Source organism: Massilia aurea, from assembly GCF_040790145.1.
Classification (GTDB): Bacteria; Pseudomonadota; Gammaproteobacteria; order Burkholderiales; family Burkholderiaceae_D; genus Telluria; species Telluria aurea_C.
In genome coordinates this window covers 63,837-79,025 of record NZ_JBFMMP010000018.1, presented here as the reverse complement: position 1 = coordinate 79,025, position 15,189 = coordinate 63,837, and the positions used below count along the sequence as shown (strand labels likewise).

15 protein-coding genes are annotated in these 15,189 nt (G+C 64.7%); 5 read left to right on the top strand and 10 right to left on the bottom strand.

Going from position 1 to position 15,189, the window contains the following annotated elements:
• Positions 1–124 precede the first annotated feature (124 nt).
• From ylqF to AB2N08_RS19905, 3 genes are all read right to left on the bottom strand, one after another.
• On the bottom strand, positions 125–1,072 hold the full coding sequence (gene ylqF / locus AB2N08_RS19915) for a ribosome biogenesis GTPase YlqF (protein WP_367612642.1): 948 nt from the start codon (positions 1,070–1,072) through the stop codon (positions 125–127).
• 297 nt (positions 1,073–1,369) lie between these two features.
• Positions 1,370–1,636: a hypothetical protein gene (locus AB2N08_RS19910; RefSeq protein WP_367612641.1), complete on the bottom strand. Its 267-nt coding sequence runs from the start codon at positions 1,634–1,636 to the stop codon at positions 1,370–1,372.
• A 108-nt stretch (positions 1,637–1,744) separates the two neighbouring features.
• Positions 1,745–2,677: a histone deacetylase family protein gene (locus tag AB2N08_RS19905; protein WP_367612640.1), complete on the bottom strand. Its 933-nt coding sequence runs from the start codon at positions 2,675–2,677 to the stop codon at positions 1,745–1,747.
• Positions 2,678–2,870: 193 nt separating this feature from the next.
• Here AB2N08_RS19905 and AB2N08_RS19900 point away from each other — a divergent pair, with 193 nt between their 5' ends.
• The 5 genes from AB2N08_RS19900 to AB2N08_RS19880 all read left to right on the top strand — a co-directional run bounded on the left by AB2N08_RS19900 (position 2,871) and on the right by AB2N08_RS19880 (position 8,800).
• Positions 2,871–3,791, top strand: a complete 921-nt coding sequence (locus AB2N08_RS19900) for an AAA family ATPase (protein WP_367612639.1) — start codon at positions 2,871–2,873, stop codon at positions 3,789–3,791.
• A complete protein-coding gene (locus AB2N08_RS19895) occupies positions 3,791–4,783 on the top strand; it encodes a DUF58 domain-containing protein (RefSeq protein ID WP_367612638.1) in 993 nt (330 codons plus the stop codon). Before AB2N08_RS19900 ends, AB2N08_RS19895 begins: the two co-directional genes overlap by 1 nt.
• On the top strand, positions 4,780–6,786 hold the full coding sequence (locus tag AB2N08_RS19890) for a transglutaminase TgpA family protein (protein WP_367612637.1): 2,007 nt from the start codon (positions 4,780–4,782) through the stop codon (positions 6,784–6,786). The genes AB2N08_RS19895 and AB2N08_RS19890 overlap by 4 nt, the downstream gene beginning before the upstream one ends.
• A complete protein-coding gene (gene mltB, locus AB2N08_RS19885; RefSeq protein WP_367612636.1) occupies positions 6,783–7,991 on the top strand; it encodes a lytic murein transglycosylase B in 1,209 nt (402 codons plus the stop codon). The genes AB2N08_RS19890 and mltB overlap by 4 nt, the downstream gene beginning before the upstream one ends.
• 470 nt (positions 7,992–8,461) lie before the next feature.
• Positions 8,462–8,800 (top strand): hypothetical protein, encoded by a 339-nt coding sequence (locus AB2N08_RS19880; RefSeq protein WP_367612635.1) that lies wholly within the window; start codon positions 8,462–8,464, stop codon positions 8,798–8,800.
• A gap of 225 nt (positions 8,801–9,025) precedes the next feature.
• Here AB2N08_RS19880 and cysM read toward each other — a convergent pair whose 3' ends face one another.
• The 7 genes from cysM to AB2N08_RS19845 all read right to left on the bottom strand — a co-directional run bounded on the left by cysM (position 9,026) and on the right by AB2N08_RS19845 (position 15,166).
• On the bottom strand, positions 9,026–9,928 hold the full coding sequence (gene cysM, locus AB2N08_RS19875) for a cysteine synthase CysM (protein WP_367612634.1): 903 nt from the start codon (positions 9,926–9,928) through the stop codon (positions 9,026–9,028).
• Between the two features lie 139 nt (positions 9,929–10,067).
• A complete protein-coding gene (locus AB2N08_RS19870; protein ID WP_367612633.1) occupies positions 10,068–11,459 on the bottom strand; it encodes a M20/M25/M40 family metallo-hydrolase in 1,392 nt (463 codons plus the stop codon).
• An 89-nt stretch (positions 11,460–11,548) separates the two neighbouring features.
• On the bottom strand, positions 11,549–11,896 hold the full coding sequence (locus tag AB2N08_RS19865) for a ComEA family DNA-binding protein (protein ID WP_367612632.1): 348 nt from the start codon (positions 11,894–11,896) through the stop codon (positions 11,549–11,551).
• A gap of 122 nt (positions 11,897–12,018) precedes the next feature.
• Positions 12,019–12,993 carry a D-glycero-beta-D-manno-heptose-7-phosphate kinase gene (gene rfaE1, locus AB2N08_RS19860; protein ID WP_367612631.1) on the bottom strand — a complete coding sequence of 325 codons (975 nt, stop codon included), beginning with the start codon at positions 12,991–12,993 and terminating at the stop codon, positions 12,019–12,021.
• Between the two features lie 31 nt (positions 12,994–13,024).
• Positions 13,025–14,200 carry a lipopolysaccharide assembly protein LapB gene (gene lapB / locus AB2N08_RS19855; protein ID WP_367612630.1) on the bottom strand — a complete coding sequence of 392 codons (1,176 nt, stop codon included), beginning with the start codon at positions 14,198–14,200 and terminating at the stop codon, positions 13,025–13,027.
• Between the two features lie 13 nt (positions 14,201–14,213).
• Positions 14,214–14,537, bottom strand: coding sequence for a LapA family protein (locus AB2N08_RS19850; protein WP_367612629.1), 324 nt, complete (start codon positions 14,535–14,537; stop codon positions 14,214–14,216).
• Between the two features lie 323 nt (positions 14,538–14,860).
• Positions 14,861–15,166 carry an integration host factor subunit beta gene (locus tag AB2N08_RS19845; protein WP_183550085.1) on the bottom strand — a complete coding sequence of 102 codons (306 nt, stop codon included), beginning with the start codon at positions 15,164–15,166 and terminating at the stop codon, positions 14,861–14,863.
• Positions 15,167–15,189 lie beyond the last annotated feature (23 nt).

The window sequence follows — 15,189 nt, the reverse complement described above, 5'->3', positions numbered from 1 at the left end:
TAAGGGTTGGCACAAGCTGGTCTTCACCTCAATTGGTAGTAGCTAACCACCAATGAGAACAAGATACAAGGGTTGGCAGCTTTGCTGCCGACGCGTTCAACCAGCATATGTATTGCCGATAACATCAAGTCCCGCGCTTGCCGCGCGACTGTTCTTCGAGCTTGGCGGCCAGCTTCTCGGCGGCCAGGCGGGCTTTCTCGGCCACTTCCGCCGCGTGCAGCGCCAGGCTGGCCGCGCGCGAATCGGGCGTTTCCAGGCTGATGCGGCCCAGGGCGCCCTGGCGGTAATCCTGCAGCAGCGAGTGCGCCGCCTTTTCGTAGTCGTATTCGCCGCCGCGCACGCGGAAGCCCCGGCGCATCGCCACGCCTTCGATCACGCCCACGCCGTCCATGCCATCGGTTTTCAGGCCGTAGCGCGCGGTGAGCAGGTGCGGGTAGCGCTGCAGCAGCAATTCGCCCAGGTATTCGGCCACTTCTTCTTCGACCAGCGCATTGGTGCCAATGGCGTGGCTGGCGGCCAGCATCAGGCCGTCGGTGGCCATGGCGATCTTTGGCCACAGCATGCCGGGCGTGTCGACCAGCACCACGTTCTTGTTCAGGTACAGGCGCTGCTGGACCTTGGTCACGGCCGGCTCGTCGCCCACCTTGGCCACGCGCTTTTTCAGCAGCGCGTTCATCAGCGTCGATTTGCCGACGTTCGGGATGCCCATGATCATGATGCGCAGCGGTTTGGTCGGCACGCCACGGTGCGGCGCCAGCGACAGGGCCAGATCGGGAATGCGGGCGACGTCGGCCGGCTTCTTGGTGGTCATCGGATAGGCGGTCACGCCATCCTGGGCATCGTAATAGGCTTTCCAGGCGGCGGTGGCCACTGGATCGGCCAGGTCGATCTTGTTCAGGATTTTGAGGCTGGGACGCTGGCGAAACTTGCGCAACTGGTCCACCAGGGGGTTGCAGCTCGCCTCGGGCAGGCGCGCATCGAGGACTTCGATCACCAGATCGATGTTCTCCATCTGCTCGGCCGCTTCCTTCTTGGCCGCATTCATGTGGCCCGGGAACCATTGTATCGACATGCTATTGCTTTCTTTATCTTTCGTTCAAGGTGCTATTTTACGCTGGTGGCGCGCCCGAGCGTCGCGAACCCGCCACAGTCGGTCTTTCCGCTCCGCACAGCGTTGAGCCGTTGCAACACTGTTGACATATTCGGCGTGCACACTCGCCCCTTGTCCACGCACGGTGCGTGGGACGCGGCGGAGGTGATATATGCGGGCACGAGACAGACTGAAACGATCGATGGCGCGCTGGTATGGTGTCGGCTTGCTGTGCTGCGCCATCGCGGTGTCGGCGCTGGTCGAGTTGCCGCTGGTGCCCTACTGACCGGTGCCGATCGGCCTGCAGTCGGCCGGCGGCAGGGTGGCGGCCGGATCGAACGCCGATAATCGCGCGCGCGCGGCCATGCGGTCCTTTGCATACTCGGCCAGGTGGCGGCTGCGTTCCTCGCCCTGCCATTCGATATCGGGCACGCCGGCCAGCGACAGCGTGCGGCTGGCCAGTACGCGGCCCTCGCGGCGTGGCAGCAAGAGCCGGTCCGGGTCGACGTTCTCGCGCAGCAGATAGCCTTCCACATCGCGCAGCACCAGCGGCAGCGGCAGCGGCAGCGGCGGCGCACCGTCCTACGCGGGCCGACGTTGCGCCGGTTATGCGTTAGTGGGTGGGAGACTGGCTTGGGTTCGCCGCCAAAACCGTCACTCCAGATCCGCCAGCACCTTCAAATGCGCCACCACGCTGCGCCCGAGCGACGACAAGTCATACCCACCCTCGAGACAACTGACGATCCGCCCACCGGCGTGCTCGTTGGCCACCGCAAGCACCTGGCGCGTGATCCACGCATAGTCGGCCTCGACCAGCCCGATGCCGCCCATATCGTCGTCGCGATGGCCGTCGAAGCCGGCCGAGACAAAGATCATCTGCGGCTTGAACGCGTGCAGCGCCGGCAGCCACTGCTCTTGCACCAGCTGGCGCACCGTGTCGCCCTCGCAGCGCGCCGGCACCGGCACGTTCACGCAGGTGGCCGTGATCGGCTCGGGCTCGCTGAACGGGTAGAACGGATGCTGGAAGAAGCTGGCCATCAGCACGCGCGGATCGTCCTTGAAGGCGTCGGCCGTGCCGTTGCCGTGATGGACATCGAAGTCGACGATTGCGACGCGCTCGAGCCCATGCGCCTCGAGCGCGTGGCGCGCGGCGATGGCCACGTTGTTAAACAGGCAGAAGCCCATCGGCTCGGTCGGCGTGGCGTGGTGGCCCGGCGGGCGCACCGAGCAGAACGCATTGCTGACCGCGCCGCTGATCACGTCGTCGGTCGCGGCCAGCGCAGCGCCGGCTGCGCGCAGCGCGGCCTGGTAGCTGTAATGATTGAGCGAGGTGTCGCCGTCGAGCGGATAGTAATCGCCCGGCGTGGCCGGCACGTGGTCGCGCACCAGCGCCAGCGCGCCGGCCGTGTGGTTGCGCAGGATCTGCGCGGTGTCGGCCAGCGGCGCGCTGCGTTGCTCGATCAGCCCGTCCAGGCGCGCGAGGATCAACTGGTCGTCGATCGCCCGCAGGCGCGCCGGGGACTCCGGGTGCCAATCGCCCATTTCGTGCCGCAGGCAATCGGGGTGGCTGTAAATCGCTGTACTCATGATGCTCTTGTCTCCGCCTGTGCTCATCCATTCACACCCTGCCGCGCCGTTCTCGCATAGAATCCCCTGGGACGGCTTGTTGCTGTCGACGTATGTAGATTGCCAATGGCGCTAATCTACCACGGCAGGCCATGGCCCTGTCCGGCCGCCTGGTCAATCATGCCATCTGGTTCAGCGAAGAATGGAAGTCCACATGTTCAACAAATTGCACGCCGTCGCACGCCAGGTCAATGAAGTCGTGGTCGGCAAAGACCAGCAAGTGCGCCTGGCCCTGACTTGCCTGCTGGCCGGCGGCCACCTGCTGCTCGACGATCTGCCAGGCGTCGGCAAGACCACGCTGGCGCACGCGCTGGCCATTTCGCTGGGCCTGCGTTTTAATCGCGTCCAGTTCACGAGCGACCTGCTGCCGGCCGACGTGGCTGGCATCTCGATCTACGAACGCGAGAAGAACGAGTTCGTCTTTCACCCGGGCCCGATCTTTACGCAGGTGCTGCTGGCCGACGAGATCAACCGCGCCACGCCCAAGACGCAATCGGGCCTGCTCGAGGCCATGGAAGAGCGCCAGGTGTCGGCCGACGGCGTCACGCGCCCGTTGCCCGAACCATTCTTTGTCATCGCCACGCAGAACCCGGCCAACCAGGTCGGCGTGTTCCCGCTGCCCGAGTCGCAGCTCGACCGTTTTTTGATGTGCCTGACGCTCGGTTACCCGGACGCCGCCGCCGAACGCGCGCTGTTGATGGGCGAAGACCGGCGCGCGATGCTCAAGACCCTGCAACCGGCGATGCAGGCCGATGAACTGGCCGCAGCCCGGCACCAGCTGCGCGAGATCCACGCCTCGGGCGCCCTGATCACGTACGTACAGGCGCTGGCGCAGGCCTCGCGCCAGAACGGCATGTTCGCCGAAGGCCTGTCGCCGCGCGCCGCGATCGCGCTGCTGCAGGCCGGCCGCGCGTGGGCTGCACTGGAAGGCCGCGACCACGTGATCCCCGAAGATATCCAGGCCGTGCTGGTGCCGGTGTGCGCGCACCGCCTGCGGCCGCTGCGCGCCGCGCACGGCACCGCCTTGGCCAGCCGCGACCTGGTGCTGCAGCTGCAAAAGGCGGTCCCGGTCTGATGGCGCTGGCGCTGCGGGGATGGTTGCGCCGCACCACCGGCGCCTGGCTGCCGCGCGGCGGCGCGCTCGATGCGGGCGAGGTCGTCATCAGCCAGCGCCGCGTGTTCATCGTGCCATCGCGCGCGGGCCTCGGGTTCGTGCTGCTGCTGGCGGTGCTGCTGGTCGGCTCGGTCAACTATGCGCTGGGCCTGGGCTTCGGCCTGACCTTCCTGGCGCTGTCGTGCGCGCTGGTCGACATGGTCGCCACGTACCGCAACCTGGCGCAGCTGCGCCTGCAGCAGGGCCGCACGGCGCCCGTGTATGCGGGCGAAGTGGCACAGTTCGAACTGCAGGTGATCAACCGCACGCGCCTGGCGCGCTATGGCGTGTGGGCCGATTTCTCCGACATGCCTGACGCGCGCCATGTGGCCGACATCACCCCCGGTGCGCAAGCGACCGTCACGCTCACGCTGCCGACCACGGCGCGCGGCTGGGCGGCGCCGGGGCGCGTAAAACTCTCGACCCGTTTTCCCCTCGGCCTGTTCGTCGCCTGGAGCTACTGGCGCCCCGCCGCGCGCGTGCTGGTCTACCCGCGTCCCGAAGAGGGCGCGCCCGGCCTGCCACTGCAGGGCGGCGGCGGCAACAGCCTGCGCACGGCCGGCTTTGACGATTTTGCCGGCGTGCGTAATTACCAGGCCGGCGACTCGCCGCGCCAGATGGCCTGGCGCCAGATCGCGCGGCTCGATCCGAGCATCGGCGGCCAGCTGGTGACCAAGCATTTCGAGGGCGGTGGCGGCGATGAGCTGGTGCTCGACTTCGACCAGTTGCCACGCTCGCTCGACGTCGAGCTGCGCCTGGCGCGCATGACGCGCTGGGTGCTCGACGCCGAAAGCCGCGCCCTGCCCTACGCATTTCACCTGGGCCTCGTGCGCATCGACGCCAGTAGCGGCGCAGCGCACCAGGCGGCATGCCTGCGTGCGCTGGCCTTGTACGGCATCGCGGAGCAGGCATGAAATTCGTGCATGCGCCTCTGCCGCGCGACAAGGCCGACACGCTGCTGCTGCTGGCCAGTGCGGTGCTGGTGCTCGCGCCGCACGCGCTGCATCTGCCATGGTGGGTCTCGCTCCTGTGCGCGGCCACGCTGGCCTGGCGCGCCACGATCACGCTGCGCGGCAAGCGCATGCCGAAGGCGATCGTGCTGCTGCCGATTGCGATCGCGGCGATGATCGGCGTGCAGTTCAGCTACGACACGCTGCTCGGCAAGGACGCCGGCGTGGCGATGCTGGTGCTGCTGGTGGCCTTTAAAATGCTCGAGATGCATGCGCGGCGCGACCTGTTCGTGGTGGTGTTCCTGTGCTTCTTCCTGGTGCTCACCAACTTCTTCTACGCCCAGGGCATCGGCACGGCCGTGATGATGATCGCGTCGGTGCTGCTGCTGCTGGCCACGCAGCTATCGTTCCAGTTCACCGGCGCCGTGCCGCCGCTACGCACGCGCCTGGCGATGGCCGCCCGCATGCTGGCCTTTGCCGCGCCAATCGCGATCATGCTGTTTGTCGTGTTCCCGCGCATCCAGGGCCCGCTATGGAGCATGCCGGGCGGGCCGGGCACAGGCACCTCGGGCCTGTCGGACCAGATGGCGCCGGGCCAGATGTCGAACCTGGCGCTGTCGGACGAACCGGCGTTTCGCGTGCGCTTCTTCGGCCGCCCACCCATGCCGCCGCAGCTGTATTGGCGTGGCCCGGTGCTCGACGCCTTCGACGGCCTGACCTGGACCCGCGGCGCCAACAGCCGCGGTTCTGGCCGCGACCTGCGCCTGTCGGTCGGCGGACCGGGGCTGGAGTACGAAGTCACGCTCGAACCGTCGCAATCGCGCTGGGTGTTCGCGCTCGAGATGCCGGGCGAGCTACCGGTCGTCGCCGGCCACGAGCTGCGCTTTTCATCGCAGTTCGAGCTCACATCCGACACGCCGCTGGCGAGCCGCGTGCGCTACCGCGCCAGCTCGCACGTCGACTATGCACTGCAGAGCGGCGCTGAACTGGCTGACGTGAATCGCTGGCTGGTACTGCCGTATGGTTTCAATCCGCGTGCGCTGGCCGCCGGCATGGCCTTGCGCGCGCTGGGCGATCCGGCCGCGCGGGTCGACGCCGTGCTGCGCCAGTTCCGCGAGCAGCCGTACGAATACACCCTGGCCCCGCCCCTGCTCGGGCGCCACACGGTCGACGAATTCCTGTACGGGACGCGCTCGGGCTTTTGCGAGCATTACTCGGGCGCCTTCGTGTTCCTGATGCGCGCGGCCGGGGTGCCGGCACGCGTGGTCACCGGGTACCAGGGCGGCGAGATCAATCCCGTCGACGGCTTCATGACCGTGCGCCAGTCCGACGCTCACGCCTGGGCCGAAGTCTGGATCGCGGGTCGCGGCTGGCTGCGCGTCGATCCCACGGCGGCGGTCGCGCCCGAGCGTGTTCGGTCGGGGACCAACCGGGCAACACCCCGCCCCGCGCCGTTCGGCATCGACGCGCTGCGCGGCGTGAACCCGTTCGGGCTCGAAGCCGGCGCCTGGCTGGCCGACGTGCGCAATGCAATCGGCGCGATCAACAACAGCTGGAACCAGTGGGTGCTGAACTACACGCCGGAACGCCAGCGGGGTGTCGTGCAAGGCTTGCAAGACAAACTGCTCGGCTGGCCTTTTGTCGGCTTGCTAACGTGCGCGGGACTGGCCTGGTGGTGTGCAAGAATTTTGCGGCGTCGTCGCGAAATCGACCCGATCGATGCTCTATACTCGACCCTGTGCAAGCGTCTGGGCCAGGCCGGCCTGCCGCGCGCGCAGGACGAAGGGCCGAGCGCCTACGCAGCGCGCATCCTGGCCTGCCCACCCGGCGCGCTTGCCCTGACGCCCCACACCCGCGAGGCGGCTATCGCCTTCCTGCGTCGTTACAGCGCCTGGCGCTACGCGGCGCCTGCGGCCGATCCGCGGCTGCATGCCACCTTGAAAAGTCTATTGTCGCAAGTCAGATGAAATTAATTGTTACCCTGTTCGCCGCGCTCGCGTTTGCCGCCAGTGCGCTTGGCGATGCGCTCGCCGCCCCTTCTTCCGACAGCCAGGCCCGTAGCGCGCAAGTAAAAGCCAAAGCTGAAGCCAAGGCCAAGGCCGCAGCGAAAGCCAGGCAAGCCAAGGCACGCCGCGCGGCCGCCAGGGTCGTGCCGGTTGCCGCTGCTGGCGCCGCTGGCGCCAGCGCTGCGAGCGTCGTCGATCCCGACAACGAACACGTCAACTTTCTCGAATGGCAACCGGTGCGCGAATTCATCGACGAGATGGTCGCGCAACACGGCTTCGAACGCCCGGCGCTCGAGACCTTGTTCGGCCAGGTGCGCTTCATCGATACGGCCGTGCAGCTGGTCAAGCCGGGGCCGCCGGGCAAGCCGAAGAACTGGCAAGCCTACAGCGCCCGCTTCATCGAGCCGATCCGCATCCGCGCCGGCGTGCGCTTCTGGGAAGAAAACGCCGAGGCGCTGAGGCGCGCCGAGGCGGCGTATGGCGTGCCGGCCGAGATCATCGTCGGCATCATCGGCATCGAGACCATCTATGGGCGCGACACCGGCCGCTTCCGCGTGCTCGACTCGCTCACCACGCTGGCGTTCGCCTATCCGGAGTCGCCGAACCAGGCCGCGCGCCAGGCCTTCTTCCGCGACGAGCTGGCGAGCACGCTGGTGCTGGCGCGCGAGCGCGGCTACGATCCGTTCGAGCTGCTCGGTTCGTTTGCGGGCGCGGTCGGCTTGCCGCAGTTCATGCCCAGCAATATCCTCAAGTATGGTGTGGACTTCGACAACGATGGCCGGGTCGACCTGCGCGGCTCCAGTGTCGATGCGATCGGCAGCGTGGCGAACTTCCTGATCCAGCATGGCTGGAACGCCGAGCACCGGGGCCCGACGGCGTACGCCGCCGACGTCTCGCCAACGCGTGCCTGGGAACCGCTGCTTGGCCTGGGCCTGGAGGCGACCTTGCGACCGGAAACGCTGCGCGCTGCCGGCATTGTGACAAGCTCGCCACTGCCGGCGGAGAGCTTGTACGGCCTGATCGACCTGCAGAATGGGCTGGAACCGACCGAGTACTGGGTGGCCAACGACAACTTCTATGCCATCACCAAATACAATCGCAGCTATTTCTATGCGATGTCCGTGATCGATCTGGGCCGTGCCGTGCGTGCGGCGCGGCCCGAATAAAATTGTCAAAAGATCCCTTTCCGAGCGGGAAAATTTGTAATCCTTTGTAACGAGTTTCCCGCTAACTTTCAATATTGCCGATAGGCACCCTATCGCATACCCCCCAGGGGTATGCGCAGACACCTTGCTATTTTTCGTACTAAAAATATTATGATAGTAGTCATACTCCCCATTTTCTTTCCATTTAGTCAGCAATATACATACTGTGCGGCATCAAATGCTGGATGCCCGTACACTATTGATTAATTAAAAAACAATAGTTTTGCGTAGTGACTATGTGAGAGAATTGCATTGCGGCTATTGTTGCAAGTAGACAACGATAACCGAATCGAAAGAAATGATTCCGGCTTGCTCATGAGTATCGGTATCAAAATAGTTGTACAATTGAATAGAAATTTACGAAAGTAAAAACCGGACTCCAACGTAGTTGATGTTGATGACTCCGCACTAACCCCTAAGGAATATGAATCATGACCAACCAAGTCGGTATTGATATGAACAGCGATTCGGATGGCGACGAGCTGCTTCAGTACAACCCGAACCGCCTGCTCGACACGCTGATCGAAAACCTGCGCCTGAAAAACGACGCTGCCTTGTCACGCGCGCTGGAAGTAGCGCCACCGGTGATCTCGAAAATCCGTCACCACCGCCTGCCGGTCGGCGCATCGCTCCTGATTCGCATGCACGAAGTGAGCGACCTGTCGATCCGCGACCTGCGCTACCTCATGGGCGATCGCCGTGCGAAGTTCCGCATCAGCGACAAGCAGTTCAAGCCGAAAGAAGGCGCGATTCCGGCAATGAAAGACTGAACGATGTCGGGCGCTTCGCAGCGCCCGGGATTGTCGGTTTGCCAGGATTGAAAGGCCGGCGCCCTATGCGCGGCCAGCACCAGTAGTGCATACGCCCGCGCGGGCGTGTGAGCCGCCGCATTGGCGGACGACCGATGGAAATTGGCGACATGCCGATGGAAAGGTCTAGGCAGTCCAAGGACTGATTTGACAAGGCCGCCTGTGAACCAGGCGGCCTTCTTGTTTTTACGCCGGAAACACGCCGGTCGACAGGTAGCGATCGCCCCGGTCGCACACGATGAACACGATTGTCGCGTTCTCGACGGTCTGCGCGATGCGCAGCGCCACTTCGCAGGCGCCGGCGGCCGAGATGCCGCAGAAGATGCCCTCTTCGGCCGCCATCCGGCGCGCCATCTGTTCGGCAGCCGCCTGGCTCACGCTCTCGACCTGGTCCACCCGCGCTTTCTCGAAGATCTTCGGCAGGTAGGCTTCGGGCCACTTGCGAATACCCGGGATCGACGAGCCGTCTTCGGGCTGCGCGCCGATGATACGCACCGCCTCGTTCTGTTCCTTCAGGTAGCGCGACACGCCCATGATGGTACCGGTGGTACCCATGGCGCTGACGAAATGCGTCACGCGGCCGTCGGTATCGCGCCAGATTTCCGGTCCGGTACTTTCGTAGTGCGCGCGCGGATTGTCGAAGTTGGCAAACTGGTCGAGGATGATGCCCTGGCCATCTTTCTGCATCTGTTCGGCCATGTCGCGCGCGTATTCCATGCCGCCCGACTTTGGCGTGAGGATGATTTGCGCGCCGTAGGCGGCCATGCTCTGGCGGCGCTCGACCGACAGGTTATCGGGCATCAGGAGGATCATCTCGTAGCCGAGGATCGCGGCGGCCATCGCCAGCGCGATGCCGGTGTTGCCGCTGGTCGCTTCGATCAGCGTGTCGCCCGGCTTGATCTGGCCGCGCAGTTCGGCGCCGCGCAGCATCGACATGGCGGCGCGGTCCTTGACTGACCCGGCCGGGTTGCTGCCTTCAAGCTTGCCCAGGATGATGTTGTTGCGGGCCGCGATCTCCGCGCCCGGCAGGCGCTGCAGCTGCACGAGCGGCGTGTTGCCGATCGTGGCTTCGATGGTCTTGTATGCCATTGCGTTCTCTATTCCTTGCGATACCAAAGCATCATTTTAATCCGAGAAGCACCTCGGCGTCGGCGTACGGGCCGGACAACGCAAAGGGCCGCGATGCAGACTCTGCATCGCGGCCCCTCGATCTGCTTCAGGCGCCGTCTTACCGCAGCGGCGTCGGGTACGTGGCGACGCTGACGTTGCCGTCCTTGTCGATCGCCTGCACGCCGAAGAACACATTGTCTTTCGACAGGTCGAGCGTGGCTTCCGTCACGTTGCCCACCCACTTGGAACCTTCCCAATTGGCGCTGGTGGTATCGCGCCAGACGATGCGATAGCCGGCCAGGTCAGGCTCGCCATTGGCTTTCCATACCAGCGTCGAATCGTTGGTCAGGCCCGCGGTGCGCAGCTTGACCTCTTGCGGTGCGGCCGGCGCCAACGCGAGCGAGGCCATCGCCGCGCCGTTCACGCGCGTGACCTTGGCGATGTAGTCGAAGTCGACGTGATCGATCGTGTCGCCGTACACCTTGCCGTCTTCGGTGCGCAGGTCCTGGTGCTGGTGCGCGAAGTCTTCGGCTGGTTCCGTGAAGCGCAGCGCGGCGTAACCCTGCTCGAGGAACGGCATGTGGTCGCCTCCGCGCAGATAGCGGTCAGGGCGCTGGACGACCGTGACTTTAAAACCTTTCACGTAACGCTCGCCCTGCTCTTTCGTATGGCGCGCGAGCTGGCGCGACAGCGAGTCGTTTTCGCCGCCCGTGGCCACCAGCTGGCGCACGGTCTCGTTCATCTCCTTTGTCGCCGGGATGCTCTGGGCGAACAGGCGCACCTGCTTGTTGTCGACCTTGCCGTCGTCGCCCTTCGAGCTGCCGATGATGTCGTTGGTGAACATGCCGGCCACGTTCCAGTTCTTTTCACGCGCACCCACCGCCCAGTGGCGGGCGCCGATCAGGCCCTGCTCTTCTGCTGCGACCGCCATGAACACGAGCGTCGCATCGAACTTGTACCTGGCCATCACGCACGCCAGTTCCATGATGGCGGCGGTGCCCGAGGCATCGTCGTTCGCGCCCGGCGCATCCGAGGTGGCGTCCATCACGTCCGAGGCGCGCGAGTCGTAGTGACCGCTGACCACGTACATGCGCTCTTTGGATTGCGCCTGCGTGCCCGGCAGTGTCGCGACGACGTTGACGATCTCGGTCGGCTTGGTGATGCGCGCCGAGACGGGCGCCACGTGGCTGTCATACGTCACTTGCAACGGCGTGCCCGCGCCGCAGCGCTCGAGCTCGGCCTTGATCCAGCGGCGGGCGGCGCCGATGCCGCGCGTGGTCGATTCGGTGTCCGACATCGTGTGGCGCGTGCCGAAGCTGACCAGCTTGCGGATATGGCCTTCAATCCGTTGTTGCGAGACCTCACCGAGGATCTTGGTGATCTGGGCTTGCTGGCTGGTGATGTTGGGTTGTTTCGGTGTGGCGGGTGCGTCTGGGGCAGCAGCGGAAGCGACGCCTGAAGCAGCCAGCAGGGCTGCCAGCAAGGCGGTGGAAACACGGGCGTGAGGCATGACGACCTTTCTGATTTTGATGTGCAAGCAACGTCTTGAAGAGCTTGACCATCTTGCCACGCGCCCGTGAAGCTGTCAGTCAATACATGTCACATTGCAGCTTTGGCGTCGGCCGGTTTCGCTGCCGACTTCTCGGCCTTGGCCCCAGCTGGTTTGGCCGCCGCACCTTCCTTGCCCTTGCCGTTGACCACCAGGCCCGACTCGCTCAGCTTGGCCGACTTTTTCTCACCAAGCCCTTTCACGCGCGACTGCAGATCGTTCCAGTCCTTGAACTCGCCCTTGGTGCGTTCGTCGAGGATGGCCTTGGACATGCTCGGGCCCACACCCTTGACGCCATCGAGCGCGGCCACATCGGCCTTGTTCACATCGACCTGGGCGAACGCGATCCCGCTCGAGATGGCCAGCGCGGCGAAGGCAAGCAACAGTTTCTTGATCATCGAATTTCTCCGTTGGTTAAAGACGCTGGACGGCGACGCCGCCCATCGGTCTTCTAACGGATCGCCCGGCGCGTCGTTGACGGGCCGGACTTGACGGGGCACAAACTGAGCTCAAGCTCGACTTAACTCGAAAACAGCTCTTCGCGGGTCACGGTGGCCGTGCCCAGCTTGCCGACGACGATGCCGCCGGCGCGGTTCGCCGTCACCAGCGCTTCGCCCAGCGGCGCGCCCGTGCCCAGCATCGTGGCCAGCGTCGCGATGACGGTGTCGCCGGCGCCGGACACGTCGAACACTTCGCGCGCTTCGGCGTTCACGTGCAGCACTTCGTCGGCAGTGAACAGGCTCATGCCTTCTTCGGAGCGCGTCAGCAAGAGCGCATCCAGGCCCAGCTCCACGCGCAGCGCCTGGGCTTTTTCGAGCAATTGCGTCTCGCTCTTCCAGCCGCCGACGACGCGCTGCAACTCGGCGCGGTTTGGCGTGAGGATGCTCGCGCCTTTATAGGGCGTGAAATCGTCGCCCTTCGGATCGACCAGCACGATCTTGCCCGCCGCACGGGCCAAGGCAATCATCTCGGCGACATTGACCAGCGCGCCCTTGTTGTAGTCGGACAGGATGATGACGTCGTAGTCCGGCAGCAGCGCCTTGAACTGGCTGAGCTTATCGCGCAGCACGGTCTCGGTCGGCGCGTCTTCAAAGTCGATGCGCACCATCTGCTGCTGGCGGCCGATGACGCGCAGCTTGATGATGGTCGAGATCGCTTCGTCGCGCTTCAGATAGCTGTGGATGCCGGCGCCCTGCAGCAGGCGCTCGACCTCGTCGCCCGCTTCATCGGCCCCAGCCACGCCCAGGAGGCCCGTGTGGGCGCCCAGCGCGGCCGCATTGCGGGCCACGTTGGCCGCGCCGCCCAGTCGCTCCTCGCGCCGCTCGATGCGCACCACGGGCACCGGCGCTTCCGGCGAGATGCGCGAGACTTCGCCAAACCAATAGCGGTCGAGCATCACGTCGCCCACCACCAGCAGGCGCACGGCGGACAGTTCGGGGGCCGCCTGCTGGCGGTAGTCGTCGGCCACCAGCAGGCGGCTTGGGGTAGTCTTCATGGCGCTGGTCATTCAGTTCGTTCCATGCACATCAGTTCATGACGTTGAGTTCTTCGGTGCGGCGTGGCGGGTACGAATCCCACCGGTTGCAGCCCGGGCATTGCCAGTAGAACTGGCGCGCCTTGAAGCCGCAGTGGCTGCACTGGTAGCGGGCCAGCTTTTGCGTGTAGCGCTGCACCAGGTTCTTGACCATCGACAGCTCTTCCCAGATATGGGCCGGTGCATCCATCAGGCGCGCCTCGAGCAATTTATCCAGGCCGAGCAGCGTTGGATTACGGCGCAATTCTTCCACCACAAGCCCCTTGGCCGCTTCCACGCCGTCGAGCTCGATGACGGCCTTGAACACGACTTCGATCAGGTCGATCGACGACGCTTCGGCCAGGTACGAGCGCAGCAGGTTGACGCCCTCTTGCGGCCGGCCCACCTTGCGGTAGCCATCCATCAGGCGCGCGGCGACCAGGGCCACGTGGGGCACGCTCTGCTGCTCGACGCGGCGCCAGGTCTTGAGCGCTTCTTCTACATCACCCTGGGCCAGCAGCGCGTCGCCGCGCAGGATCGTGGCGCGCACGCTGTGACGGTTTGCCTCCAGGGCCTTGTCCAGCAGCAGCATCGCGTCGCTCGGCGCCATGTGCACCAGCGCATCGGCCGCCAGTTCGCAATAGAACTGGGCGATTTCTTTCTGGCGTGCGCCGGCGCCAGACTCTTGCAAGTCCTCGGCTGCCTCGATGGCGCGCTTCCATTCTTTTTCGCGCTGATAGATTTCCAGCAGAGAGCGGCGGGCCTGCACCGCATACGGCGTGGCGGCCAGGCCATTGAACGATTCCTCGGCGCGGTCCAGCAGGCCCGCCTTCAGGTAGTCGATGCCCAGTTCGTATTGCGCGTGCGCTTTTTCTTCGCTCGGCAAGTCCGGACGCGCGAGCAGGTTCTGGTGCACACGGATTGCGCGCTCGGTTTCGCCGCGGCGGCGGAACAGATTGCCCAGCGCGAAGTGCATATCGCTCGATTCGGGATCGAGCTTCACGATTTCGATGAACGAATCGATGGCTTTATCGGGCTGGTCGTTGAGCAGGTGGTTCAGGCCCTTGAAGTAGCCGCGCGGCAGCGTGCGCGATTCGGAGACCAGCTCGTTGATGTCGACCCGGGCGGCAAGCCAGCCCAGGCCAAAGAAGAAGGGGATGCCAAGCAGCATCCAGAGTTCAAATTCCATGGCGTTCTTGTTGTTAGTGGCGGGGCAAAACCGGTGGGACGGCATCCGGCGGCGGTGGCGTGGTCGCGACCACACCGGTGCCGGCGGCGCTTTGCAGTGCCTGGATGGTGTACTTGTGCTGCCACTTTTCGCGGCGCTGGCGGAACACGGTCGGCGCCAGGGCCAGGATGCCGAAGGCGGCGCCGGCAACAAAGAACGCCAGCAGCATCAGCACGAGGGGGCCGCGCAATTCATAGTCGAGGAAAAAATGCAGGTCGACTTCTTTGGTGTTCTTCAGGGCGAAGCCGAAGAACAGGATGAACAGGATAAATCCGACGATGGTCGAGACGAATTTCATCAACAGGTTCCGCTGGACAATGGTGTGAGGGCGAAGTGTCGCATATCCGTCATCATATTTCAAAATGGTAGTGGGTGGTGGCGAGCGCTGATGTATCGGCGGCGGTGCGTAACTTGGATTCCCGCCAAGGCGCCCGGCGAGCGCGGGAATGACGGTCTTTGGGCTAACAACTAGCGGCAATATTCTTGCTGACACGCGTAAAACCGTCGTTCCCGCGGAGGCGGGAACCCAAGTTCACACCGCCGCCACCTGCCCAATCAGCACCCAAACCCCAAAAAAAAACGGCACCCTTGCGGATGCCGTTTTCTGGTGCCAGCACTGACTCAATCGTTGATGATCGGTTGCCCGACCATCGCGTCCACCTGCTCGCGCAACTGCTTGCCCGGCTTGAAATGCGGCACCCGTTTTTCGGGCACCATCACCTTGTCGCCGGACTTCGGATTGCGGCCGATGCGCGGTGGGCGGCTGTTCAGCGAAAAACTGCCGAAACCACGGATCTCGATGCGTTGCCCGGTCGCCAGGGCGTTGGTCATCGCATCGAGGATGGTCTTGACAGCAAACTCCGCATCCTTTGCCACCAGCTGAGAATAACGCTCAGCCAGTCGGTTAATCAGCTCGGACTTGGTCATCTGCACAGCTCCTCAGGAGATCC